The 23,942-nt window shown below is 60.7% G+C and carries 22 protein-coding genes; 5 read left to right on the forward strand and 17 right to left on the reverse strand.

The genetic code is table 11. The annotated features are described in order from the left end of the window. Positions 1–17 precede the first annotated feature (17 nt). Positions 18–2,237, forward strand: a complete 2,220-nt coding sequence (locus TUZN_RS04465; RefSeq protein WP_148678585.1) for an ATPase, T2SS/T4P/T4SS family — start codon at positions 18–20, stop codon at positions 2,235–2,237. After that, on the forward strand, positions 2,231–3,922 hold the full coding sequence (locus TUZN_RS04470; protein ID WP_013679751.1) for a type II secretion system F family protein: 1,692 nt from the start codon (positions 2,231–2,233) through the stop codon (positions 3,920–3,922). The genes TUZN_RS04465 and TUZN_RS04470 overlap by 7 nt, the downstream gene beginning before the upstream one ends. On the opposite strand, the gene TUZN_RS04475 is transcribed toward TUZN_RS04470, so the two are convergent. The 12 genes from TUZN_RS04475 to ppcA form a co-directional block, all read right to left on the reverse strand. Further along, positions 3,919–4,719 (reverse strand): PP2C family protein-serine/threonine phosphatase, encoded by an 801-nt coding sequence (locus tag TUZN_RS04475; RefSeq protein WP_013679752.1) that lies wholly within the window; start codon positions 4,717–4,719, stop codon positions 3,919–3,921. The genes TUZN_RS04470 and TUZN_RS04475 overlap by 4 nt on opposite strands. Beyond that, entirely contained in the window at positions 4,716–5,900 is a 1,185-nt protein-coding gene (locus TUZN_RS04480) for an FHA domain-containing serine/threonine-protein kinase (RefSeq protein WP_013679753.1), read from the reverse strand. The genes TUZN_RS04475 and TUZN_RS04480 overlap by 4 nt, the downstream gene beginning before the upstream one ends. Before the next feature lie 137 nt (positions 5,901–6,037). Continuing rightward, positions 6,038–8,440, reverse strand: a complete 2,403-nt coding sequence (locus tag TUZN_RS04485) for a peptidase C14 (protein WP_013679754.1) — start codon at positions 8,438–8,440, stop codon at positions 6,038–6,040. Positions 8,441–8,511: 71 nt separating this feature from the next. Further along, positions 8,512–9,453: an ATPase domain-containing protein gene (locus TUZN_RS04490; protein WP_013679755.1), complete on the reverse strand. Its 942-nt coding sequence runs from the start codon at positions 9,451–9,453 to the stop codon at positions 8,512–8,514. A 68-nt stretch (positions 9,454–9,521) separates the two neighbouring features. Beyond that, on the reverse strand, positions 9,522–10,328 hold the full coding sequence (locus TUZN_RS04495) for a hypothetical protein (RefSeq protein WP_013679756.1): 807 nt from the start codon (positions 10,326–10,328) through the stop codon (positions 9,522–9,524). 125 nt (positions 10,329–10,453) lie between these two features. Beyond that, positions 10,454–11,605 (reverse strand): acyl-CoA dehydrogenase family protein, encoded by a 1,152-nt coding sequence (locus tag TUZN_RS04500; protein WP_013679757.1) that lies wholly within the window; start codon positions 11,603–11,605, stop codon positions 10,454–10,456. Continuing rightward, positions 11,598–12,815: an acyl-CoA dehydrogenase family protein gene (locus tag TUZN_RS04505; RefSeq protein WP_013679758.1), complete on the reverse strand. Its 1,218-nt coding sequence runs from the start codon at positions 12,813–12,815 to the stop codon at positions 11,598–11,600. Before TUZN_RS04505 ends, TUZN_RS04500 begins: the two co-directional genes overlap by 8 nt. Positions 12,816–12,921: 106 nt before the next feature. Beyond that, a complete protein-coding gene (locus TUZN_RS04510) occupies positions 12,922–13,272 on the reverse strand; it encodes a Zn-ribbon domain-containing OB-fold protein (protein ID WP_013679759.1) in 351 nt (116 codons plus the stop codon). Further along, entirely contained in the window at positions 13,269–14,408 is a 1,140-nt protein-coding gene (locus tag TUZN_RS04515) for a thiolase domain-containing protein (RefSeq protein ID WP_013679760.1), read from the reverse strand. The genes TUZN_RS04510 and TUZN_RS04515 overlap by 4 nt, the downstream gene beginning before the upstream one ends. A 22-nt stretch (positions 14,409–14,430) precedes the next feature. Next, positions 14,431–14,844 (reverse strand): CBS domain-containing protein, encoded by a 414-nt coding sequence (locus TUZN_RS04520; protein WP_013679761.1) that lies wholly within the window; start codon positions 14,842–14,844, stop codon positions 14,431–14,433. After that, positions 14,820–15,239: a CBS domain-containing protein gene (locus tag TUZN_RS04525; protein ID WP_013679762.1), complete on the reverse strand. Its 420-nt coding sequence runs from the start codon at positions 15,237–15,239 to the stop codon at positions 14,820–14,822. The genes TUZN_RS04520 and TUZN_RS04525 overlap by 25 nt, the downstream gene beginning before the upstream one ends. A 1-nt stretch (position 15,240) precedes the next feature. Further along, positions 15,241–16,611, reverse strand: a complete 1,371-nt coding sequence (gene ppcA, locus TUZN_RS04530; protein ID WP_013679763.1) for a phosphoenolpyruvate carboxylase — start codon at positions 16,609–16,611, stop codon at positions 15,241–15,243. A 127-nt stretch (positions 16,612–16,738) separates the two neighbouring features. Between ppcA and TUZN_RS04535 the strand changes: the two genes are divergently transcribed. Next, complete coding sequence (locus TUZN_RS04535) at positions 16,739–17,827, forward strand: zinc-binding dehydrogenase (protein ID WP_052886092.1); 1,089 nt, start codon at positions 16,739–16,741, stop codon at positions 17,825–17,827. Continuing rightward, entirely contained in the window at positions 17,824–18,129 is a 306-nt protein-coding gene (locus tag TUZN_RS04540) for a 2Fe-2S iron-sulfur cluster-binding protein (protein ID WP_013679765.1), read from the forward strand. Before TUZN_RS04535 ends, TUZN_RS04540 begins: the two co-directional genes overlap by 4 nt. On the opposite strand, the gene TUZN_RS04545 is transcribed toward TUZN_RS04540, so the two are convergent. From TUZN_RS04545 to TUZN_RS04555, 3 genes are all read right to left on the reverse strand, one after another. After that, a complete protein-coding gene (locus tag TUZN_RS04545) occupies positions 18,123–19,868 on the reverse strand; it encodes a succinate dehydrogenase/fumarate reductase flavoprotein subunit (protein WP_013679766.1) in 1,746 nt (581 codons plus the stop codon). The genes TUZN_RS04540 and TUZN_RS04545 overlap by 7 nt on opposite strands. Before the next feature lie 68 nt (positions 19,869–19,936). Next, the gene (locus TUZN_RS04550) at positions 19,937–20,362 is read right to left on the reverse strand and encodes a CBS domain-containing protein (protein ID WP_013679767.1); all 426 of its coding nucleotides are present in this window, start codon (positions 20,360–20,362) and stop codon (positions 19,937–19,939) included. Then, positions 20,359–21,861 carry a 4-hydroxyphenylacetate 3-hydroxylase family protein gene (locus TUZN_RS04555; RefSeq protein ID WP_052886093.1) on the reverse strand — a complete coding sequence of 501 codons (1,503 nt, stop codon included), beginning with the start codon at positions 21,859–21,861 and terminating at the stop codon, positions 20,359–20,361. Before TUZN_RS04555 ends, TUZN_RS04550 begins: the two co-directional genes overlap by 4 nt. A gap of 114 nt (positions 21,862–21,975) precedes the next feature. On the opposite strand from TUZN_RS04555, the gene TUZN_RS04560 reads away from it, so the two are divergent. After that, positions 21,976–23,403 carry an aldehyde dehydrogenase family protein gene (locus tag TUZN_RS04560; protein WP_338064490.1) on the forward strand — a complete coding sequence of 476 codons (1,428 nt, stop codon included), beginning with the start codon at positions 21,976–21,978 and terminating at the stop codon, positions 23,401–23,403. A gap of 9 nt (positions 23,404–23,412) precedes the next feature. Here TUZN_RS04560 and TUZN_RS11600 read toward each other — a convergent pair whose 3' ends face one another. Further along, positions 23,413–23,535, reverse strand: coding sequence for a hypothetical protein (locus TUZN_RS11600; protein WP_013679771.1), 123 nt, complete (start codon positions 23,533–23,535; stop codon positions 23,413–23,415). Continuing rightward, positions 23,510–23,788, reverse strand: a complete 279-nt coding sequence (locus TUZN_RS04565; protein ID WP_013679772.1) for a hypothetical protein — start codon at positions 23,786–23,788, stop codon at positions 23,510–23,512. The genes TUZN_RS11600 and TUZN_RS04565 overlap by 26 nt, the downstream gene beginning before the upstream one ends. Between the last annotated feature and the right edge of the window lie 154 nt (positions 23,789–23,942).

Raw genomic sequence — 23,942 nt, forward strand, 5'->3', positions numbered from 1 at the left:
TTACCATTAAAAAGATTATGCGCATCCTTGGGCGCCTCATCAAAGGCGGCGGTTCCGAGGAGGAAGAGGAAGGCGGTGGTGAGGTTTCTGTTAAGACGTGGCGCGGCGGCGTTTCTGGGCCTGTGGTGTCCACCTATAATGTGGGGATCTCCACTATCAAGATAGTGGATACGGGCGCCTCCTATATGTATGTGGTCGAGGATCCGCCTGTCCCCGAGAAGTCGCTCAAGAAGTTGGGGGCCGCTCTCGCCAAGATCTCGGAGGAGGTGGAGGATCCTGGGCTCTTTCTCGATCTCAGTAGGAGGGAGGAGGCCTCCAAATATCTGAGGGGGAGGCTGGCGAAGTTGGGCATCAAGGACGCCACTTTGGTCGCCCTTGCCGAGAGGGAGCTCTTGGGCTTCGGCCCGCTGGATCCCGTCCTCCGCGATAAGAAGCTGGAGAACGTAGAATGTAAGGGACCCGACCTGCCGCTCAACGTAGTGCATACCGAGTATGGGAGGCTTGAGACGAACATGAAGTTCTCCAAGGGGGAGCTGGACAAATTGATCCAGCGCCTTGTCTTCCTCACGGGGAAGACCATAAGCGTCTCGAACCCCAAGATCGACAACGCCTTTCTCCAAGGCGTGGGGCGTCTTACGGCGACGTTCGGCGAGGAGATATCTAGGGGCTCCTCCTTCGTGGTGCGTATCTTCCCCGAGAAGCCGTGGACTGTGTTGGGCCTCCTGGAGAGAGGCACCGTGTCGCCCGAGCTCCTGGCGTATCTCTGGCTCGCTGTAGAGTACAAGATGCCGATATTGATAGCGGGGGAGATGGGCTCGGGGAAGACCAGCTACGCCAACGCGATACTGGGCCTCGCGCCTCCAGACAAACGCATAGGCACTGCTGAGGATATTCCGGAGTTCCGCATCCCCCACAAGAACTGGCAGGCCTACTACACCGACGACAAGAGAGGCATCGGCTTGATGGACCTCGTCGCGTTGCTTCTGCGCGCCAACGTGGACTACGTCGTGATTAACGAGATAAGGGGGGCCAGGAACCAGAAGGGCGAGGTAGACGCAGCCGCGTGGTTTCAAGCTGTGGCGACGGGCCATGGCGGCGTCACGACCATACACGCAGACACCGTGGAGGACGTGTTTAACAGGCTCGACCACATGGGCATACCTCCGGCCTATCTGACGTCTCTGGCTCTCGTGGTCTATATAGGTAGGTTCAAGATAGGCGGGAGGATACAGCGCAGGACCCAGTACGTCTTCGATATAATAGATCCCTCTAAAAGGCTGTACAACGTCTTGTTCGAGTACGACAGAGAGGGCGATCGGTACGTGGCCAAGGGCCTAGAGACGGCGAGGACTACGCAGAGGATTATGGAGCTCGCCAAGTGGGACTTGGAGAAGTTCAAGAGCGAGTACGCCAAGCGCGTCGACTTTCTCGGCAGGCTTATGTGCCTTAACAGAAAGAAGCCTATCCAGACCCTCGACGAACTGGCCGATCTGTTCGCCAGGTTCTACAGAGGATATGTGCCCGAGGTGTCGGACTGCCCGCCTCCCAAACAACAAGAGGCCCGGAAGGCCGAAGGCGTCGCCGCGGACTGGATCCTCAAGTTTAAGCTGCCGCGCGGGAGGAAAGTTATATATTTCGAGCCGTCGCCTGGCTTGACCCTTTTAAACGTGGAGGGTACCTCGAAGGTCGTCGAGGAGGAGGTGTTCGAGCTGAAGGCTAGGGGTAGCGGCGAGTTGAGGTACCGGGTCGAGCTGGACGGGAAGGTAATAGATCAAAAGGCGATCCCGTTGTTGAAGAGCGACGCCAGATTGACGGCGCCGACGCAGAAGGTCGACGCCTTGGAGGTGCCGCGGATGCCGGCGCCGCCTGCTCCCCAGCCGGGCGGCGAGCGGCTACAGAGCGAGGAGACGGTGGTCTGGGAGGAGACGCGGTTGTTAGAGGAGACCCTCGTGGCCTCCGACATGTGTATTAAGTTCGGTGGAGGGGTCTTGAAGCTCGTCGACGGGAAGATCTATGGGAGGGCCGACTTCGCCTTTCTGGGCGATCTGTCTTCATACGTCTCCCGCCAACACTTCAAGGCGCTTCTTAAGGAGGGCCGTTGGTATCTCGAGGATCTTGGCTCCAGAAACGGCCTCTACATAAACGGCGTCAGGGCCAGCCCGGGGACACCTGTCGAGATAGCGTATGGGGCGAAGATCAAGGTAGGCAAGGCCGAAGGCGTTGTTGAGCCATGTTGAAGAGGCTTTCTCCGAACCAGGAACTCGCGTTTGTTTTAGGAGTCAAGCTGGAAGAGCTACGGAAGACGGGCCTTCTCTTGGCTGGAGCCATGGCAGGCCTCGGCGCGGCCATCGCCGCCTTCGGGATACTGATACACCAGACTATGTTCCTCATGGCGTCTCTGGCGGTATTCCTGATGGCTCCCATCCTATACCTCTACCCGATCTTCGAGCTCAAGAGCAGAGTCGGGAGGCTTGAAGGCGAGATGTTGCCTGCCGCCGTCTACGCCACCATATACGCAGCGGCCGAGAGGGATATGTCCGAGGGGTTCTTCGCCGTGGCCAACAATCCCGGCGTGGCGCCTACCCTAGCCTCTCTTGTGAAGGGCGTCGAGAGGCTCCAGATCAAACGCCTCATCCCGACTCCCTACGAGGCGTTGGGCGAGGCCGCGCGCCTATTCGAGGGGAGCAAAGTCGCCGACTTCCTGGTAACTATCTCGGTGGCCCGCACAATTGGCCTCAGCCAATACATACAGGCGAGGGATCTCTTAAGAAGCGTTCTCTTCGAGCTCAAGACCGCGTATGCCCGCCTCGCCGAGAACCTAAAGGTGTTGGGCGAGGTTATCCTGGTGTTCTTCGGAGTTCTGCCCCTCATGCTGTTCATCATGACGTCGATCTTCTACGGCCCCAATACGTCGATCCAGCTCCCGGCCTACACCTTCGTAGCCATACCCCTAATGACGCTCGCGCTGGCTCTTCTTGTGGATTCGGCCTATCCCAAAACGCCGGAGAAGTTCACTAGATTATACCGGCTCTACGGCATCGGCGCGGGCATAGGCGCCGTTGTCGGGGTAGCCTCCTACTTCCTCCTCTCAGCACTGCCATTGCCCATACACGTGAGTTCTCAGCAAGGCGCTATTTTCCTCCCCGACATCAAGAACGCCTACGTAATTGCGATAGCCCTCGGCTTGGGCTCCATGGCAGCTACCGCCTTCGTAATTCCCAAGTATCTGGCCGAGTCCAGCCGTCGGTGGAACATCACCGCAGCCCTTCCCTTCTTCACCAGAGATCTCTCGGAGCTCGTCAAGACCGGCCTCTCGCCGGCGCAAGCGGTCGTCAGAATCATGGAGCGGAAGACCTACAACAAGCAGTTCGATAGGTTCATGAAAGGCGTCATGAGACAGATAGCGTCGGGGAAGACGTTCTACGAGGCCATGATGGCCGAGGGGTCCAAGGCCCCCTGGTTCGCCCGGGTTGTCCTATCGGCGACCGCCGAGGCGGAAAGGCTGGGGGCCCGCCACGAGATATTCGCAGAGCTGGCCGACACCTCGCGGGAGTTGGTTGACATCCTCAAGGCTGCCCGCTCGAACGTAAGAGGCGCCGTCATATTCGGCTTGATGACTATAGCGATTATCGCGGTTATGCTTGGGGGAGTCGTGAAGACGTTGCTCTTCCAAGTCGCCGACTACGCCTCCGGCATAACCACAACCGTTGCGAGCAACATACCGGCGAATATCCAGCTCATAACGTGGAACGAGGTGCCGGCGGTTCTGAGGTACAGTCTATTAGGCGTGGTCATAAACTCCGTGGCTCTGGGCATTCTGGTCGGCAAGACGGGCGAGGGCAACTTCCTGGCCAGCTCTCTCTACGGCTTCATAGCCGCACTCATAGCCACGGCCTCCGTGATCGCGTCTATGTTTATCTAAATACGGAAGAGCCGCCAGAGCGAGCTCCGCGAGGTCTTGAAGTAAAGGGCAACCGCGGTCGCGTTGTCCTTGGTCTTGTTCTCGACGGCTTTTATCAGCTCATTAACATGCCGATCGGGCCCTCGTAGATACGCTGCGTATAACCTCTTGTCTGGGAGAAAGTCGTCGATTCCGTCTGTAACGGCCAGCAACGCTCCGCGCGCCCCAATCGGGATCTTGAGTATGTGGGGTCCTACATAGCTCTTGTGGCCTACTGCCTGTACTATGTAGCGGGCACGTTCATCCCTATTAGGGGTTAAATCCGTCACAGTCCCCTTCTCGAAATCCACGAGGTACATAGGGCTGTCGCCCACATTGCCCGCCACGACTGTCTGCGAGTTGACGTCGACTAACGCCACAGAGAGCGTCGTGGCTCCCTTCCCCAATCTGGATACGGCCTCATGGGCCTTGGAGAATAGATCCGCCAGCCAGCTCTCGTCGTAGTGGTCCGCCTTCGCGAAATTTGCGATCACGGCGCATATGGCCGTAGAGCTCGCCGCGTCGCCGTAGCTTAAGCCCCCTACGCCGTCGGCAACAGCCACGAGTCCACGTCCCTCTTCCTCCTTCACAGCCACGGCGGCCGAATCCTCGTTCAACTCACGAGGGCCTCTAATTGATCTTAAATAGCCGGCCAGTCTGTAGTCCCTCTTTCTGCCCAGCTTGGCTAAGTTCAGCGAATCGCAACCCCCAGCATCTTCAGGGATATCGGAAAGCTCGCCGTAGACCGTCTTGCCTGCGAGAGAGATCATCAGCCTCATAGCTCTACCTTCGCGGTGATGTAGGCGCCTTTCTCGTCGTCGTAGCCGAACGCTATTATATCGCCGTCTCTCAGCTCCTCCCATTGGGACGGCTTGCCGCGTCCCTTCCAGAGCACCTTCCAATTACCGTCTCTGTATATCGCAGTCCTATTCGTGCTTCCGGAATCCCTGATAACCCATCTGCCTCCAATCTCGGCGATTTCCGCGTGTTCCCGCGAGATATATTTCTGCGGATCGTAGATGTAAAGCCGCTCGCCCTCTATTTTTAGATCTAGGGCTTTATCTTCTGTGCGTCCTATGATCAATCTACCTCCTGTCATATATATACTAGTTCCCTTTATCCTTATCTTAAGTCCTACTTTCTCTTTTGTGGCTATTCCCTTGAGGAAGTTTAAAGCCTCTACGGCATCGGAAAACCTTTTTCTGTAATCTGGCTCAAGTGTTCTAGCTAAAAATTTATCCATTAAATCATCATATGTAGAAGGAATATTTACTTGTAACTCTCCAACTATTTTATCTACATCATAACCCTTTATAAATTTATAGGGATGTTTAAGGGTATAGGCCCACACCAGCGTGGCCCCGGCCGACCACACATCGGCCTGCGGTACAGAAAGGCCTCTCGTCAATTGTTCAGGCGCAGTATAGCCTCCGGGCGACACAACTATGTGCGTAGCCTTCTCGAAGTGATAGACGGCCGTGCCGAAGTCCACGAGCTTATACACATCTCCGCCCCGCATGACGTTGCTGGGCTTCACATCTCTGTGTACTACCCCCGCCTTGTGTACTTCGGCCAGCCCCTCGAAGATCTGGATGGCTATATCTCTCAGCTTGTTGGAGTCGACAGGCTCTCTCAATTCCCTGAGGGAACCTCCGTCGAGGTACTCCAGGAATAGGAGAATTGTGGAGATCGCTCCTACGCGCCCTCGTTTCACATCATACAGCCGACATATATAGGGGCTGTTCAACATCTCCAGGATTCGTCCCTCGTGCTCAACGAACTGGATATTCCGCTTAATTTTCTCCTCTGGCTCGCCTGAAATAATCGGTTCCTTGACGGCGACCTTTAGACCGTCTTTCCTCTCGGCGAGCCAGACAATAGCCATCCCTCCTTTTCCGAGTAGTTTCTTCACTACGTACTTATCGCCCAGTACGGCTCCTACCTCTAGAAGGCCGCTCATACGTTATCCTCAACATTGATCTTGCCACTATAAATCATAATCCTTAATACTAGGCCCCATAAAACTATTCTTCGCCTCTTCTCTCCTCAGAAATCCATAGTTCGATTCTCGGTGTGGATAAGTTATAACATCGTTGCCTATTCATTGTCGTTGCTCTCTTTCTTCTCTCCGGCAACCCAAGTATGCGTCTTGTCTACATCTTCCAACTCTACTCTCGTCTTGCTTCTCGTCTTCATGAAAGTTCTGCTCAGAGTTCTAGTTATGAAATCGCGCTTCCAGAACGCCGTGCCGGCCGCCGCGAGGCCTCCTCCCAATATGGCCGCCTGCGTGAAGTCTTGCGCCCACACGGCGGTCAGCGTGAGCGGCTTGTCCACCTTTATGGTGATGGTGGGATCGGTATAGACGCTACCGTCGCTGGCGACCCACTTGACGAAGCGTTGATATACCAGGAAGCCGTAGGTCGTCTGGCCCACCGACACCGTGGCGTAGCTGTCCGCGAGGTACCAACCGCCGCCTTGAGCAGTCCCCACCGGCGTGGTGACGTTTAGGTAGTAGTACTTGTCCCATACGGCGTATACATCAACGGGGCCCGTCACGGTGATAGTCTGGCCGCTCTGCGGCCCGCTAATCGGCGTGTTGCCCACGAGATATCCCGAGAAGACGTACTTCACGCCGGGGCCTCCGGGCGGCTCCAGCTGGTTAGTGGGTATAGTGACCGTGTTGCCTGACTCTATCCAGGCGCCGGTGACTACCGTGGTGCTCGATATGCCGGACGCCGTCTTCACCGCGTAGCCGAAGTTGACGTAGTACTCCTCGACGTAGTTCGGCGTTATGGTCTGGGGACCCGTGACGGTGAAGGAGATCGTGGGCGATCCCGAGAGGACCCAGCGCGTGCGCGAGTTAACATTCACAATCTGAGCCAGAGTTATCGATAAGGTGGAGCCCTCCTGGGCCCACTGCACGTACTGGCTCTGCCCGTTTATGCAAGCCACCTGGCCGCAGGACACGGTTATCTTGTACTCCTTGACCCACACCGCCTTTATCGTGAGGGGCCCAGTCACCGTGATGGCTTGGCCCGGCCCTATCTGTTGCCCGGCGACTTGGAAGCCCTCAAGGGCCCAACGCGAGTCCTGGGTTATATCCACATGCGACGGGGCTTGTGGCGTGAAGGAGGAGCCGGCGTCTACCCAGTAGGTCTGGGACGAAAGCGCCGGAGAGAGGTCGAGCACTACCTGGTACTGCTCCTTATATACGGCGGTAAGTTGCGTGTTGCCGTTAAGCGTCACAGTAGTCGACGGCGAGGTGCCGCCGCCTTGCCACCCGACGAAGACCAAGCGGGCCCCGCCGCCGAGGTCGACTATCTGGGGGACAGAGACGGTATAAGTGCCGGGGAGTAGCCAGGCTACGGAGGTGTTGTTGCCGGCTATGTTGGGGGTTATCTGGACCGGATTGCCGTTTTGATCCACTGCGTTGACGGCCAGCTCGGCGTACACCTCAACTGTGAAGGAGCCCGTGTCTTGGTAGGTCTGACCGGTTATCGGCGATTTATACGTGAGGGTCACCGTCACCTTGTATACGCCCGGCATAGTGGGCGTGAATGTGACGGGCACGTTCGTCGTGGTGCCGCCGGGTAGTGTAGACGGCAGGTTAAAACTGGCGGAGCCGGTGCTGAAGGTGAGCGATATGGGCTGGGCGTCGGAGCCTTGGTTCGTCAAGGAGAGGGTGAAGGTGACGGGCTGGCCCAACCTGGCCTGCACTGTCGGGGCCGATATAACGAAGGGCCCGGGCCTCGCCGGCATTATATTTATCTGGTAGCTCCTGGTGAAGTGCCAGGCGCCGTTGTCGCATGAGACGTCGACCACCATGGTGTCGGTGGTCGCCGTGTAGGTAGCGCTCACGGGGACCGTCAACGTCACTGTCGTCGTGGAGCCGGCCCCTATGGTGACATCTTGCGAGGTCTTCGTGAGGGCCCCGCCTTGCGAATAGACGCTTACATGGTACCTCCAAGACTCCTCGCCGTCGTTGGTGAGGGTCACGGCCACCTGCACGTTGCCGCCGCCTACGGGCGTCGAGGGAGTCAGCTGTACGCCGTCTATGGTCACGTCGGGACACCACTTCTCTACGTAGCTCACCGTGGCGGATCCCACGAACGCGCCGTTTTGGTTGTAGAGATCTATCTCGAAGGTGTATGTCTGGCCTTCATATATTGGCTGGACTATCTCCATAGGATAACCATAGATGTACCCGCCCTGTACATCCCCATAGGCTACTTCGGCCGGGCTTCCGGGGCCTCCGATTTGCTTAATTACAACAAAGTAGGTCCCCTGGTACTGGGTCAAATCAAATGTTATATAGAACATATCGTTCAGATAGAGCTCGTGCCTTACCATACCTGTGAAGTCTACGATAGCGGCGGGAAATTGCTGACTCGGTAGCGGCGCAGGCATAGAGACCCGGATACCTAGTGTAGTTATTTGTTGGGCGTTTACAACTAATGATATGAGCAAAAGCACGACCAGCGCGACCAAGCCCGCCCTCATTAATATCTACATATAATATGAATAAAAACTTTTCGCCGTAGCTATTTGCCCGCCTAAAAGTATTGGCGTAGTTAGTACAGCCCGTCGTCGGCTAGGCGGTATTGTATCTTGACGTCGGGAGGCATGCCGGGCACGTCGAGAGGCCACATGTGGCCTTCCGGCTTCTGCTTGGAGGGCCTCGCCATCATGAAGCGGGCGTTCACGGCGTGGGCCAGCACGTTCCCCCCGGCGGGCCTCTTGAGGCCCGTCATGAAGGCCTCGGGGACGTCCATCACCTGGTTCGTGAAGACCACGAGGGCGTTGAAGACCCTGGTGTGTCTCCTGAACCAGTCCACGAGGTAGTGGAGCCTCTGTTGCCTCTCGGCCAAGCTCTCCCTCCCCACGAACTCCGCCCTGTAGAGCGCCGTTATTGTGTCCACCACCACCGTCCTGGCCCCCTCCTTGAGGTGCGCCGGGAGCTCGGACTTGACGAAGGCCTCTAGGGCCGACACGTTGTCCGGCACGTATACAAATATCTTGTCGAGTACGGCGGCCGGATCGGCCCCGAACCTCCTCGCCATCCTCTCGGCGAGGGCGGGGCTGAAGGTCCCCTCGGTGTCTATGTAGACCGCGTCGCCGAAGCCCTCCGCGATGGACTTGACCGCTATTTGGTGGGCCAACATGGACTTCCCCGCGCCGAACTCCCCCGCGAACTCGAATATGAAGCCCTCCCTCAGCCCTCCCCACGGCGACTTCTCGTCCAGCTCCGCCACGCCGGTCTTGACAGCCTTGTACTGAGCCTTCAAGAGCTCGGAGGCCTTAGCCGCCTTGGGCCTCCTCCCCAGAAGCTCCCTGGCTCTGGCCAACAGCCTCTCGGCCGTCGACGGCTCAATCCCGGCGTCCACCAGCTCGTCCACCGTGAACTCCACGAGGTGCTCCAGCGAGACGACGCCCAGCTCCTCCAGCCTCCTCCTCGTGGCGGGGCCCGCCTCCAGCTGATCCAGCCAGTCCTCGCCCCCCTTCTTCCTAGACATGTAGACACCAAAGAGGAGGTTTAAAAGGAAGCGCCCTCGCGGAAGGCCCCCGGCGCGTCGGCCGGCGGTCAGTAGCTGTACACCGAGACGCCTTTACTCCTCGCGTACTTCTCCACGTCGTCTCCTATCCAGGCGCCGGCCAAGACGGGGACGGCCTCCTTGCCCAGCCTCGCGGCGACCACCTCGGCCTTAGCCAGCAAGGCCCCCACGTCCTCGACCCTAGGCCTTATCTTTATCTCCACGACGTAGGCCCGGTTGCCGGTCTCCACGAGGAGGTCCACGTCCACGTCGTCGACCTTGGCGTTCCTGACCCGGCGCACCGCCTCCTCGCCTCTGGCCCTCAGCTCCTCCTTGAGGTCCTCCCACACCCTCCAGCTGTAGAAGCTCTCGGAAAGCGCGCCCAAGGTCTCCTCGATACGCGAAAACCTCCTGTTGGCCTCCTCCCACCTCTTGTTGTTCTCCTCCCAGCGCTTCCAATTCTCTTCCCAACGCTTGTTGTTTTCCCTCCACCGCTCCTCCTCCATCTTGACAAAGGTAGTGAAGTCCTCCCTAAGCCTCCTCAACTCCTCCTCGATAGCCTCAAACCGCCTATAGGCCTCCTGCCACCGCTTTTCGTTCTCCTCCCAGCGTTTTTCGTTCTCCTGCCACCTACGCTCGTTTTCCTCCCATCTGCGCCAATTCTCTTCCCACCTCTTCTCGTTCTCTCTCCAGCGTTCTTCTTCTGCCTTTACAAAAGTAGTGAAGTCTTCCCGGAGGCGTCTAAGCTCTTTCAAAATCTCGTCAAGGCCTAGAAGGCCAGCCACAGCTAGGCGAAACTCCTCGTCCTCCTCCAAAGCCCTAAGAAACCTACGCTTCTCCTCGGCGGAGAGAGCCACGTTTATTGTAGCGTCCGTTTTAAATAACTGTCGCGTTGGCCCCTAGGATCGACGTGGGACGCTCTACAGATATGCGTGGCCTGCGGAGTAGAAAGCCGCTGGGCCGGCCTGCGGGGGGAGCCGCCTTACGGGCTGAACTTCTCCAAGAATCTGTATATAGTATTCATTATGACTTCGTTGGCCCCCTCGTATATCTCGGTGGCCTTGGCGTCTCTGTAGAGCATCTCGACTTTAGAGTCTGTGGAGTAGCCGAAGCCTCCCATGACCTGCATGGCGGTCCTCGTGGCGTCGACGGCCAGGCGGGACGCCAGCACTTTGGCGAGCTGCGCGTACATGGGGAATGCTGGGTCTTTCGTGTCCCTATACAGCGCGGCGGTGTAGACCACGTGCTTGACGGCCTCGGTCTGGGCGTGTATGTTGGCGAGGTAGTGCTGGACTATCTGGAAGTCTGCGATGGGCTTCCCGAAGGCCGTGCGCTTCTTGGTGTAGGCGTAGGCCTCGGCGAAGGCGGCCTCGGCTATGCCCAGCCCTATGGCGCCCACGCAGGTCCTGCCATTGTTTAAGTCGTCCAGCACTACCTGGAACCCCTCGTTGAGTCTGCCCACGAGGGCCTCGTCGCCCACTCTGCAGTCGTTGAGCTTGACCTCGGCGGTGCCCGTGCCGTGGACGCCCATGACCTTGACCGGCGAGACCTCGACGCAGGGCGACCTCTCGACGAGGAATAGGCTTATGGACTTGTGCCTCAGCTCGGGCGGCCCCGTCCTGGCGGCCACCAGGTAGGCGTCTGCGTATAGGCCGGACGTTATCCACAGCTTCACGCCGTTTATGGCCCACTCCCCTCCCCTCTTCTCGGCCCTCGTCTGTATCGCGGCGGCGTCCGAGCCGCAGCAGGGCTCGGAGAGGGCGAAGGCGATTATCTTCCGCCCCTTGGCCGCGTCCTCCAGCCACTTCTCCCTCGCCTGCTCGCTGGCGTAGTGGTAGAGGTTCCAGGCTATCATGGAGCCCTGCACCTCCATCACTGTGGCGAGCGCGGGGCTTGCCTTGGCTATCTCCTCCACCGCCACGACCATGCTCCTGAAGTCTAGGCCGGCGCCGCCGTATTCCTGCGGTATGTGGGGGGCCAGGAGGCCCAGCTCGCCCATCTCTCTGAGGAGCTCGCGGGGGTACTCGCCCTCGTCTATCCGCCTCGCGAGGGGGGCGACCCTCCTCTCGGCGAATTCCCTCGCCGTCTTCCTCACGAGGGAGTGCTCCTCGGAGAGCTGGGGGTAGCTATACATAGTCCCTCCCCACCACGTTTCTGGCTATTATTAGCTTCATTATGTTCTCGGCCCCCTCGGCCCCTACGTAGTACGAGAGGGTCCCCAGGAGGACCCTCGCGACGTTCGTCTCCTTGAAGTACGAGGCCCCGCCGAACCACTTCATGACCTCAAGCGCCGTCTCGACGGCGAGGCTCACGGCCAAGTATTTGGCCACGGCGCCGGCGGTCGCTATGTCCTTTATGGAGAAGGCCGAGTCGCCTCTGTATATCCTGTCGGCGATCCACGCCGCCTTGTATACGGCCAGGCGCGCGGCCTCAAGCCTCGCGTAGAGCTCGGCGAATTTGAAGGAGACCGCTTGGTAGGACGCTATGGGCTTGCCGAAGACGGCCCTCTGCCTTATCCACTCGAGGCCTCTGTCGAGGAGCCATCTGGCCGCCCCGACCGACGCGGCGCCGATTATGGTCCTCGCGAGGTCGAAGCCCTCCATGGCTATCTTGAAGCCCCCGTTTAGCTCGCCCAGCATGAAGCGGTCCTCCACCGGGAGTCCCTCCAGCCTCAAGTACCCGGTCGGCAGGCCGTGGCGCCCGATCTCCTCCCAGTCTCTGTGCTCGAAGCCCTCGGCGCGTTGCCCCCTCCTCTTCAACAACGCTAGGAACACGGTTATGCCCCTGTGCTTGTCCTCGAGGCGCCCCGTCCTGGTTATGGCCACGAGCCCTCCTCCGTAGGGCAGGTTGAGGACGGTGGTGACGCCCGTCACCATGTTCTTCTCCCCGTAGAGCCTCCAGACTCCGCCGTCCCTCACGGCCTTTGTCTGGAAAGACGCCACGTCGCTGCCGCCTTGCGGCTCGGTGGAGCCTATCCCTATAAAGGCCCTCCCCTTCGCCACCTCGGGCAGGACCTCCTCCTTGACTTCGTCCCTCCCGTACCTCTGCACTATGAAGGGCCAGGCAGTCTCCAGCAAGACGTAGACGGGGGTGGCCAGGGAGGGGTCGGCGTAGGCCAGCTCCTCTACCGCGAGCGCCGCCTGGAGGAACGTGCCGTCCTGCCCGCCGTATTTAGAGCTGAGGGGGATCCCCAGAAGGCCCGCCTCGCCCAGCTTCGCCGCGACCTCCTCTATGGGCCACCGCCTCTCGTCTATGTCGACCCACCTAGGCGCTATTTCCCTCTCGGCGAATGCCCTCACCGACTCCAGGAACATCTTGTCTTCTCCAGATATTGAGAACTCCATAGGCTATAGATAAGGCTCGTTAATAAAGATAGAGCGTATGGGCGAGCCGAGCGCGCGGGGCCTGCCTATCGGCGCGGCCTGCGGAGGCTTGCGCGAGCCGCCGGCCTCACGGCCCGGCTTTCTTGAAGACGTACCACCGCCCCGGCGGCCTCCCTATCTCGACCACTCGCCACTCGACCTCGTCGCCTATCTCCACAGGCCCCTCGACGCGGCCCGGCACCTTGAAGCCGCCGAACTGCGCCACGGCCACGTAGTAGGGAGGTTCGTAGAGGCCGTTAGAGACGTAGACCTCGCTGTAAGTGAGGACGGTCCCCCTCCTCGGCACGTCGACCGTCTGCACGTCGCCTCTGCATTTGGGGCACATGGGGAGCGGCGGGAAGTAGTAGGCGCCGCATCTGGGGCAGTACGAGCCGACGAGCCTCCCCTCGGCGAGGGCCTTAAACAACGCGCTGGTCATACCGCCAGTATGTGGACAACCGCCGTCGAGTTGACGCCGCCTTCGTTGACCGCTATCCCCAGCTCGGCGTTGGTCGACCTCTTCCCGGCTCTCCCCGTGAGCTGGAGGTACAGCTCGTATATTTGGGCGAGGCCGGTGGCCCCTATGGGGTGTCCCCTCGCCTTGAGGCCTCCGTCGGGGTTGACGGGTATTTTGCCCCCTATGTAGGTCTGGCCCTCCCTTATCAGCAGATACCCCTTCCCCCTCTCGGCGAAGCCCAAGGCCTCGTACATCAATATCTCGTTTATGGTGAAGGCGTCGTGGACCTCGGCGACCTGCACGTCGCCAGGCCCCACGCCGGCCTGTCTGTAGGCCCTCTGCGCCGCCTCCCAGACAGCCGCGGGCCAAGTCATGTCATCTCTCTGGGATGCGCTCAAGGTGTCTGTGGCCACGGCCGAGGCCAGAATCTTCACGGGCGTATCGGTCAGCCTCCTCGCGGCCCTCTCGGAAGCCACCACAGCCACGGCGGCGCCGTCGCTTATGGGGGCGGAGTCGTAGAGCTTGAGGGGGGTGGCCACGGGCTTGCTGTTGAGGCAGTCCTCGACCGTGATGGCCTTCCTGAAATGGGCCTTGGGGTTCTCGAGGGCGTGTCTGTGGTTCTTCACGGCGACCGCGCACAGATCCTCCTCCGTCGCGCCGTACTGGCGCATGTACCTCCTGGCTATGAGGGCGTAGTGGGCGGGTATAGTGACGCCGCTGAGCTGGTCCACAATATCGCTGGCCGCCATCAACGCGTCGGTGACCTCCTCGGTGGACTTCGCAGTCATCTTCTCGACGCCTACGGCCAGAGCCACGTCGACTAGGCCGGACCTCACGGCCATCACGGCGTTGTGGAGGGCCAGAGCCCCCGCGGCCGCGCAGGCCTCTACCCTATAGGCCTCCTTGGGCAGTAGGCCCAGCGCCTCCGCCACCAACGCGCCGTACATTATCTGGTGTTCGTAGACCTCGGACTGAACGCCCACGTAGATCGCCTCTATGGACGAGGGGTCGACCGCGTCGAGGACTTCCTTGAACGCCTCGACGACCAGCTCGCGCGATGTCTCCTCCCGCCTCCCTATTCTGGACATGCCGGCCGCCACTAGGTAGGCCAAGACCACGTACGCGCCGGCTCCTCCCTTTTTAAGGCTTGCAGAGCGACCTCAGCGCGTCGGGCCTCAGGAGATCCCTCACGGATATTACGCCGTACAGCCTCCCGCCCTTGGTCACCACCAGATGCCTCACGTTGTACCTCCACATGAGCTCCGCGGCCCTCGACAGCGGCTCGTCGGCCTCGACCGAGATCACCCCGCGCGACATGAAGGCCTCCACCGGCGTCGAGAGGGCCATCCTCATGTTCAGCGCCCGCACCACGTCCCTCTCGGATATTACGGCCAGCGCGACGTCGGGCTCCTCGCGCCTGACGACGACGAGGGCGCCTATGTTGTGCTGGGCCAGCCTATCCACGGCGTCGAGCAGAGTCTCGTCGGGCAAGATCGTGACGGGAGGCCTCCTGACGAGGTCCCCCGCCTTCAATCCTCCGGCGGCGGCCACCATGTCTTCTCGCCCAGGTGCTTCAACGCTGGGTCCTCGAGGAGGTCCCTCACGGATATCACGCCCACGAGGACGCCCGAGTCGTCGACCACGACGAGATGCCTTATGCCCCTCCCCCTCATCTTCCTCAACGCGACGTATATGTCCTCGTCGGCCCTCGCCGTGACGAGATCCCCCATAGTCGCTATGGACCTCACCGCGTCTTGCAAGCCGGCGCCCCTAGCCAGGCCCCGCACTACGTCCCTCTCGGTCACTATCCCCACGGGCCTCCCCGCGCCGTCGACGAGGACCACCGAGCCTATGTTGTTCTCGGCCATGAGCCTCACGACGTCCCCCACCGAGTCCTCGGGCCTCGCGGTCACGGGGCGCCTCTTCACTAGATCGAGCACCTTAGGCATATCACCCCAGGAACTTCCTGTACTTGCCCATGGCTATGACGTTGGACTCGCTCCTGGGCATCCTCAAGAGCGCCTTGTAGGCGGCGCTCTCCCTAGGGCTAATCCCCATGTAGTCCATGGCCTCCTTCACCGTCCGCACCACCTCCTCGCCCAGATACCTCGCCGCGACCTCCTCGTCGAAGAACTCGGAGTCGTACTCCCACTCCTTCCTCAAGGTGGGGAGGGCCTTCAAGACCTCGTCGAGCTTGTCCTCCTTGGCCAGCCTCACGACGTAGGGGGCGTCGAGGTATATGGGGGGAAGCCCCATGGCGTACCAAGCAGACGTGTAGACTATGGCGCGGGGCATGTTGACCGCGCCGTCTTGCGTCAAGAACTGCCGGCCGTAGATCTTCCAGCTCACTCTGTCCCTCGTCGAGGGCACGAGCCGCGCCACCTCCACGAGCACGTTCACGTACTTGGCCACAAGCGCCTTGTAGCTCGCGGCGGCCTCCCCTATGAGCCCCTCCACCCCCTCCACCTTGCGGGGGGAGACGCAACACGCGTTGAGTATGGAGTCCTTGACCTTGATATAGTCGTCGTAGGACACGTCGTATCTGACGGCGGATTGTATCGTGGCCGTGTGGTAGCCCGAGTACTGGAAGACCTCCAGGTGCGCCAGCATGTAGTTGTTGAGGGCGCCTCTGAAGGGCGGCGACCCCATGCCCAATATGGGGAGTATCCTCACGCCCATCTCCTCCGCCTTCCTGGCCCTGGAGAGCACGGCGGCTATCGCCAGCGCCGAGGCTATATGGCCGTACTTAACCGCCGAGTCGGACTTCCCGAGGAAAAGCCTCACGGGCCCCTCCCCCCTCTCCTTGGCTATCTCCGCCAGCAGGGACTCGAACTTCAGCTGGGCGTAGGCGTCCTCTATGAGGGGTATCACCTCTATGTCCGAGAGGTCGAGCCCCGTCTCCTCGCGGTACGCCTGCACCTTCTTCCTCAACATGCGGCTCACGAGGAGGACGGTGTCTAGGTCCTCCACCATGGGCAGGACGACCCACTTGACGGCTTGAGTCCCCATATACTTCTCGGAGAAGTAGTTGGCGACTACGGCGGCCTCCAGCGCCAGCATGGCGCGGTCGAAGTCCTCCAGCTTGGGGTTGGGCAGGCGGGGGGTTATGAAGAACTTCTCCCCCAGCTTGACCCCCGCCGCGTAGGCCTTCATGACGATCTCCTTGGGCTGGCTAAACGGCGTGGTCTTGCCCTCGTAGTCCACCATGACCTCCTCGCAGCCGTACGCGGTGTAGGCGACGAGCGCCTCGTCGACCTCCTCGCCCGCGGTTATCTTCACCGTCGTGTCGGGATGTTGCGTGCACATGAGGCGGGGGACCATGTGACGGGAATTAACGAGTAATATAAACTTTATATCTTTACTTAATTACTACATAAAAAATAATTATAAATATAAATTAAGAAATCTATTGTTGAAAAAGTTTAAATATGGCGGGCCTCGCCGCGGCATGCGGGCGGCCGTACTGCACAAGCACAACGAGCCCCTCGTCGTTGAGGAGGTCGACGTGGGGCGGCCGCGGGAGGGCGAGGTGAGGCTGGCCGTTAGGTCGGCCGGGGTCTGCCACAGCGATTTGTACGTGCTGGAGGGCGCGACGCCAGTGCCTCCGCCTGTCGTGCCCGGTCACGAGGCTGTGGCGGAGGTGGTCGAGGTGGGGCCCGGCGTGTCTTGGCTCCAGCCTGGCGACGTCGTGGTGACCAGCTTCATATGGCCGTGCGGCAGATGCAGGAACTGCGCCAGGGGCATGGAGAACTTGTGCGAGAGGTTCTCAGAGGTGAGGCTCAAGGGAGTCCTCCTCGACGGCACGACTAGGCTCAGGCTGAGGCGGACGGGGGAGGAGTTGAGGGTGTTTCTGGGAGGGCTCTGGGCCGAGGAGGCTGTAGTCCCGGCGTCTGCCGTGGCGAAGTTGCCCAAGCCGCTCCGCGACAGGCCCGAGATGGCCATGTTGGGCTGCGCGTACTTGACCGCGTACGGGGCCGTGGTGAACTCGGGCTCGGTGCAGCCCGGCGACGTGGTGGCGGTGGTGGGCACCGGCGGCGTGGGGCTCGCGGCTGTGCAGGTGGCTAAGGCTGTGGGGGCTGAGGTTATCGCTATTGGGAGGAACCCGGAGAAGCTGAAGCTGGCCAGAGAGATGGGGGCCCACGCCGTCGACGTGAGGGACGGCGCGGTGGAGGCGGTGAGGGCGCTGACCGGCGGGAGGGGGGCCGACGTGGTGATCGAGGCGGTCGGCTCGGACTCCACGGTGGATCTCTCGGTGGAGATCGCGGCCCCCGGCGGCAGAGTCGTCCTCGTGGGCCTCATGCCTGTGGGCAAGAGGGCGCCGCTACACGTGGCGAGGGTGGTCAGAGGGGGCATAGCAGTCGTGGGTAGCTACGGCGCGAGGCCGAGGGTGGATCTGCCCAAGGTGGTGGCGCTCGCCGAGAAGGGGGTTTTGAGGCCGGAGCTCCTCGCGAGGGATTTCTACAAGCTGGACCAGATAAACGAGGCCGTGGAGGCCCTACGGAGCGGCAGATCCATAAGGCCGATCGTGTTGCCGTGATCGTCACGTTGCGGGTGAGGAGGACGCGGGGCGGCGAACGATATATACAAATATATAGGGTAGATGTAGACGACTTGAGGACGACGGTCCTAGACCTATTGATAAAGGTAAAGGATAATTTAGATGGATCCCTCGCGTTCAGATACGCGTGCAGGATGGGCTTGTGCGGCGCCTGCACCGTGAAGATAAACGGAAGGCCTAGGCTCGCGTGCGCCACGAAGATCGCCGACGTGGGCACCGACATCACGGTAGAGCCCGTGGCGGACAAAGTCGTGAAGGACCTAGTCGTCGACGGTCAGTAGGCCCTCACCTCGGGCGGCCATCTGGTTATCCTCACGGGCTCCCACCTCACGACGATCCCCTCGCCGTATTTATAGGCCACGGTGTGGACGAGCCACTTGGCGTCGTCGCGGGCGGGGTAGTCCAGCCTGTAGTGCGCCCCCCGCGACTCCCTTCTGAAATACGCGCCGAGGAGCACCACGTGGGCGGCGAGCGCCATGCCGTCGAGCTCCACGAGCTCCTTCAACTCCATGTTGTAGACCCTCCCGACGTCGTGGACGTTTATCTGGCCTATCTGGGCCGAGGCCTTTGTCAGCTCCGAGATGGCCCTCTCCAGCTCCGAGCCGTGTCTGAAGACGCCGGCCCCCCGATGTAGGGCGTTCTGTATCGCGGCCTTGACCTGCCCCAACGAGATCCCGCCGGTCTCCCTATGGAGCAACTTGTCGAATATCCTCCTCTCCTCCTCTTCGTATATCAGCTTGATCTCGGCGTCGGGGGCGGGGTCTTGCGGCGCCTCCATGGCGTATTTCGCGGCGGCTTCTCCTGTTAGTCTTCCCCATACGGAGCATTCGCTTAGGGAGTTGGAGCCGAGCCTATTTGCGCCGTGGACGCTCACAGCCGCGGCCTCGCCAGCAGCCCATAACCCTCTAACCCAAGAACCGTCAGAAGCAAGAACACGGCCGTACGTGTCAGTGTGGATCCCGCCCATGAAGTAGTGGACTGCCGGCGCCACGGGTATTAGGTCCTCGGATGGGTCTATGCCGGCGTAGGTCTTCACGACCTCTAGGAGCAGGGGGAGCCTCTCCTTGAGGCGTTCTCTGTCCACATGCCGCAGATCCAGACCCACGTAGCACATGCCGCTCTCCTCGTGGACGAACCCTCTGCCGGCCTCGCACTCCGACACTATAGCCCTCGACACTATGTCGCGGGGCGCCAGCTCCATCTTCTGGGGGGCGTAGCGTTTCATGAAACGCTCCCCCAGCCTGTTCACTAGGTATCCGCCCTCCGCCCTCGCCGCCTCGCTTATCAATATGCCGCTCGGCACAAGCGCCGTCGGGTGCCACTGCACGAACTCCATATCCTTAAGGGCAAGCCCCGCCCTGAGGGCGAGGCCCCACATCTCGCCGGTGTTGGCGTAGCCCATGGTGGTCAGCTTGAACATCCTCCCGCCTCCCCCCGTCGCCACGACCCCCGCCCTCCCCCTGAAGAGCTTGAGCTCGCCCCTCCTCAGGTCCAGCGCGATGACTCCGAGGAACCTCCTCCGCTTAACAACGAGCCTAGTTGCCAGATGCTCCTCGTAGAGCTCCACGGGGAGCTCCCTCACGTGCCTATACAGCGCGGACATAATGTAGAAACCCGTCTTGTCCTTCGCAAAGGCGGTTCTGGGCCTCGACATACCCCCGAAAAGCCTCTGGGCTATCCTCCCGTCGGGGGCGCGGGTCCACGGCACGCCGATTTTCTCGAGGTAGAGTATCTCCCTCGGCGCCTCCTCGGCCAACAAGACGGCGGCGTCTTGGTCCACCAAGAAGTCGCCTCCCTTGACTGTGTCGTAGGCGTGTAGCTCGTAGCTGTCCCCCGTCGCCTCGGGGTAGAGGACGCCGGCCATGCCCCCCTCGGCCGCTATGCTGTGGGACCTCGGGCCCGACACCTTGGTCACGACGCATATCTTGAGCCCTCTGCCGGCCTCCGCCGCGGTGGCCGCCGCCCTGAGGCCCGCCAGCCCCGACCCTATAATGATCACATCACAATATATATATTCCATATCGCCGCTATAAACATCGTTTATTAATGTTTTTATTCATATTATTAAATAAAGTAAAATTATAATTATTAATCTGCGGGCGGCGCCATCGCGTGCTCCGCCTCCTCGGGGCCGGCCGCCGCGGCCGCCAGCTGGGCCGCCTCCCTGACGATATCCCTAACCGAGACCACGCCGTACAGCTCGCCGCCTTTAACGACGACGAGGTGTCTAATGCCTCTCCTGGCCATCAGCCTCGCCGCCTCCAATACGTCGGACTCTGCGTCGATCGTGACCACGTCCCTAGTGGCGATGAGGGCCGCCGGCCTCTCAGGGCTGAGCCCCGCGGCAACCGCCCTCACTATATCGCGCTCCGACACGACGCCGTACAGCCTCCCGCCCTCCACCAAGACGAGGAGGCCTATACGCCTCTTGGCCATTATGGAGGCCGCCTCCCTTATGGTTATGCCCGGCTCGGCCGTTATGGGCGGCCTGCTGGCTATGGCCCCCACCTTCATCTCTCCGCCTCCGCCGGTCTGTGGGGCTCGGCCTTGGCGTCGGCCGGCGCCTCGGCCTTCAGCCCCGCCAACCTGCTCGCGATGGCCTCGGCCCTCTGCAGGTCGTAGATCCTCTGTATCGATATGCGTTGGGCCTGCGGGCTGCCCGCGCCGTGGACCGACTCGATCAGATAGGCTACGCTCAAGCTCGTGTTCTCGAGGAGGCGGAGGAGCCTTAGCCTCTCCTCGGCCGGGAACTCGGGGACTCCCTGTAGGTACTTCTCCAGGAGAGGCCTCAGCTCGGGGTTTCTGAAGTCGGCCTCGCTGGGGGCCGTGCCGAGGAGGCCGCCGGCTATGTCGTGGGCTAGGCGGGATATCTCGTAGGGGAACCTGGCCACTAGATGCTTCGTGATGTTGGCGTACATGGGGTTTACCCACCACCCCCCGTCCCTCAACAGCTTCCTCGCCTCCCAGCTCGCGGCGAGGCCGGCGGAGTACATGGCCTCGTTGAGGAAGGCCATCTCGGTCAGCTTCTCCTGGACGTGCGGCTTGTCGGCGATCCCCAGCCGCCTCGCGAGGCCGTAGGAGGCGCCGATTATCACGTCGCCGAGGCCCGACTTACAGCCGGCGTAGCCCTGTCTGTGGTAGTTGGAGAAGATCTCGACGAATTGGGACGCCCACCTCCAGTCCTTGTACAGGAACACCCTCTCCCAGGGGACGAAGACGTCGTCGAGTATGAGAAGCCCCTCGTGGTTGAAGGCGTAGGGCAGGCCGTCTATCTCCCCGCCCTCGAGCCTCCTCGCGTCGTTCAACTGCCTGCCGACGACCACCTTCACGCCCGGCGTATCTAGAGGTATGGCGAACGACACGGCGTACTCGGCGTCTTTCTCAGTCATGGCCCTAGTCGGCATGACGACCACCTCGTCCACCACGGCGACGCCCGTGATGTTGGCCTTGGCCCCCCTCACCACTATCCCGTCGGCCCTCTCCTCGACCACGTGGACGTAGGCGTCTCTGTTGGGCTGCTCGCTGGGCCTCAACGTCCTGACGCCCTTCACGTCGGTCATGGCGCCGGCGAGCGCCAAGTCCCTCCTCTGGACGTATTTGAGGTATTCGAGGAATCTGTTGAAGTACTCCTTCCTCCCCTCCCTCTCCGCTATCTTGCCGGTGACTATGTAGAGCGTGTTGAGGGCGTCCCACCCCACGCAGCGCTGGAAGCAAGTGCCGACCTTGTGGCTCAGCTTCCTCAAGAGCTTCACCTTCGCCACGAGGTCCTCGGGGCCTTGGTGGATGTGGACGAATCTGTTGACCTCCTCCCCTATGAAGGGGCTGTAGGCCCTCGCGAGGCCTCTCGTGTCCTCCTCGAAGGCCGCGTCGAAGGTGGCCTTGAAGGCCTTCACCGACGGCTTGAGGAACGGGTGCGTCGTGACGTCGTCGACTCTCTTCCCGAGCACGAAGACCTCCACGTGTTTCCTATCCCTAAGCCCCTCCACGTACTGGTCGCCGGTCCTGAGCCCCATACGGCCCGATATTGCTCTATTTATAAATTTTATTCATATACATATTTTTATAATTTTAAATAATTATAAAATTCTAAAACGCATATATGTAAAATAAGACTTATAAATTAATGGATTCAAGCGGCTATGGCGGATATAGTGGTGGTCAACCCCGCCACCGAGGAGGTCCTCGCCGTTATTCCGGCCGCCGGGAGGGAGGACGTCAGGCGGGCCGTCGACGAGGCCGAGGAGGCCTTCCACAAATGGTCGGAGACTCCCTTAAGGGAGAGGGGAAGGGTCTTGTTGCGGGCGGCCCAGTATATAGAGCAGAGCGCCGAGGAGCTCGTGAGGATTCTCGTCTCCGAGTCCGGGAAGCCCATAAGGGACGCGAGGGCTGAGCTGAGGAGGGCCGTGGAGATTTTCAGATCCAGCGCCGAGGAGGCGCGGTACGTACTGGAGGGGAGGATCCCGAGGGCGGACGCCTACGAGTACCCGCCGGGCAACGAGCAGAGGATAGTCCTGGAGGCCAGAGAGCCCGTGGGCGTGGTGGCGGGGGCCTTGAGCTACAACAACCCCGCCTCGACCTTCGCCCACAAGATCGCGCCGGTGATAGCGGCCGGCAACACGGCGGTGGTCAAGCCGTCCACCCACACGCCCCTCACCGCGTTGAGGATGGCCGAGCTCCTCAGAAAGGCCGGCGTCCCCGCGGGCGTCGTCGAGGTGGTGGTCGGTAGCGGGGAGGAGGTCTTCGACGAGCTTCTCGAGAACCCCAAAGTCGCCGGCATATCCTTCACGGGCAGCACCGCGGTGGGCCTCCAAGTGGCGGCCAAGGCGGCGGGGCGGGGCAAGAAGTTCATGATAGCTCCCAGCGGCTCCGATCCGGCGATAGTCTTCGCCGACGCCGATCTGGAGCGCGCCGCGGCGACGATAGCTAGGGCTAGGTTCGAGAACGCGGGCCAGAACTGCAACGCCACCAAGCGCGTCTTCGTGGAGAGGCCGGTCTTCGAGAAGTTCCTCGACGCTCTGTTGGGCAAGGTCGCCTCGATAAAGGTCGGCGAGCCTATGGACGAGGCGACCGATATGGGCCCCTTGATATCGGAGAAGATGGTGAGGGCCATGGAGGGCTTTGTGGCCGACGCGCTTTCGAGAGGCGGGGAGTTGCTGTACGGCGGCAGGAGGGCGGCCAGGAAGGGCTATTTCTTCGAGCCCACCGTGGTCAAGTTCGCCGACGGGTCGGCGGAGGCCAGAGTGTTGCGGGAGGAGGTCTTCGGCCCGGTCCTCCCCGTAGCTCCGTTCGACGACGAGGAGGAGGCGGTGGAGCTGGCCAACGCCACCCAGTACGGCCTCCAGGCGTCGGTCTTCACGGCGGATTACAGAAAGGCCTTTAGGGTCGCCAGAGCGGTGAGGGCCGGCGCCGTGATGGTGAACGACTCCACCAGAGTCCGCCTCGACGCCTTGCCCTACGGCGGCGTTAAGATGTCCGGCTTCGGCTGGAGGGAGGGCGTCAGATCCACGATGTACTACTTCACAGAGCCCAAGTACTACGTGCTGAACGTCGGATAGCGGCCGAGGCTAGGCCTGCTGTCTGGCCTTCACTATCTCTATCAGAAGACGCTGGATTTCCAAAAGCAGGTCCTGCAAAGCGTCTATCCTCTTGTTCAGAGAATCCCTAAGGTCGTCTATTCTCTTGCTCACGTCGTCTATTCTTTATACTTACATCGTCTATTCTCTTATTCGTCTCGTCGATTCTCCTGTTGTTTTCGTCTATTCTCTGCTCCAGCCGCGCTATCTCCGACCTCACGTCCGCCATCTCCTTTAGTATAGTTCCCAGGTACAGGAGGAAGATATCCTCTGTGGACAGCTTTTTGCCCTCCTTGATCTTGTTCAAGGCATGTTCCACCGCCATCCGCAACGCCTCGTGGACAAGCGGCGAGATCTCCCCGGACACGCCACATATCTACGACGAAGATATAAAACTAACGCGTCGCTTGCGGGCGCGTCGGCTGAAGACGCGATCGCGGCGCATCGGCGGCTACGGTTTAGGGCTGATCTGCGCGGATATGGGCCCGGCCATAAGGTTTATAAGAAGAGCTCCTAACGCG

This window comes from Thermoproteus uzoniensis 768-20 (genome assembly GCF_000193375.1).
Lineage (GTDB): Archaea > Thermoproteota > Thermoprotei > Thermoproteales > Thermoproteaceae > Thermoproteus > Thermoproteus uzoniensis_A.

Excerpts from the sequence above, each read along its gene's own strand:
- ppcA (WP_013679763.1), bottom strand. The coding sequence starts at position 16,611 with ATGGTCCCCCGCCTCATGTGCACGCAACATCCCGACACGACGGTGAAG.
- TUZN_RS04535 (WP_052886092.1), top strand. The coding sequence starts at position 16,739 with ATGCGGGCGGCCGTACTGCACAAGCACAACGAGCCCCTCGTCGTTGAG.
- TUZN_RS04470 (WP_013679751.1), top strand. The coding sequence starts at position 2,231 with ATGTTGAAGAGGCTTTCTCCGAACCAGGAACTCGCGTTTGTTTTAGGA.
- TUZN_RS04475 (WP_013679752.1), bottom strand. The coding sequence starts at position 4,719 with ATGAGGCTGATGATCTCTCTCGCAGGCAAGACGGTCTACGGCGAGCTT.
- TUZN_RS04485 (WP_013679754.1), bottom strand. The coding sequence starts at position 8,440 with ATGAGGGCGGGCTTGGTCGCGCTGGTCGTGCTTTTGCTCATATCATTA.
- TUZN_RS04480 (WP_013679753.1), bottom strand. The coding sequence starts at position 5,900 with ATGAGCGGCCTTCTAGAGGTAGGAGCCGTACTGGGCGATAAGTACGTA.
- TUZN_RS04520 (WP_013679761.1), bottom strand. The coding sequence starts at position 14,844 with ATGGTGGCCGCCGCCGGAGGATTGAAGGCGGGGGACCTCGTCAGGAGG.
- TUZN_RS04465 (WP_148678585.1), top strand. The coding sequence starts at position 18 with ATGCGCATCCTTGGGCGCCTCATCAAAGGCGGCGGTTCCGAGGAGGAA.
- TUZN_RS04550 (WP_013679767.1), bottom strand. The coding sequence starts at position 20,362 with ATGAAGGTGGGGGCCATAGCCAGCAGGCCGCCCATAACGGCCGAGCCG.
- TUZN_RS04545 (WP_013679766.1), bottom strand. The coding sequence starts at position 19,868 with ATGGAATATATATATTGTGATGTGATCATTATAGGGTCGGGGCTGGCG.
- TUZN_RS04555 (WP_052886093.1), bottom strand. The coding sequence starts at position 21,861 with ATGGGGCTCAGGACCGGCGACCAGTACGTGGAGGGGCTTAGGGATAGG.
- TUZN_RS04500 (WP_013679757.1), bottom strand. The coding sequence starts at position 11,605 with ATGTATAGCTACCCCCAGCTCTCCGAGGAGCACTCCCTCGTGAGGAAG.
- TUZN_RS04505 (WP_013679758.1), bottom strand. The coding sequence starts at position 12,815 with ATGGAGTTCTCAATATCTGGAGAAGACAAGATGTTCCTGGAGTCGGTG.
- TUZN_RS04510 (WP_013679759.1), bottom strand. The coding sequence starts at position 13,272 with ATGACCAGCGCGTTGTTTAAGGCCCTCGCCGAGGGGAGGCTCGTCGGC.
- TUZN_RS04490 (WP_013679755.1), bottom strand. The coding sequence starts at position 9,453 with ATGTCTAGGAAGAAGGGGGGCGAGGACTGGCTGGATCAGCTGGAGGCG.
- TUZN_RS04525 (WP_013679762.1), bottom strand. The coding sequence starts at position 15,239 with ATGCCTAAGGTGCTCGATCTAGTGAAGAGGCGCCCCGTGACCGCGAGG.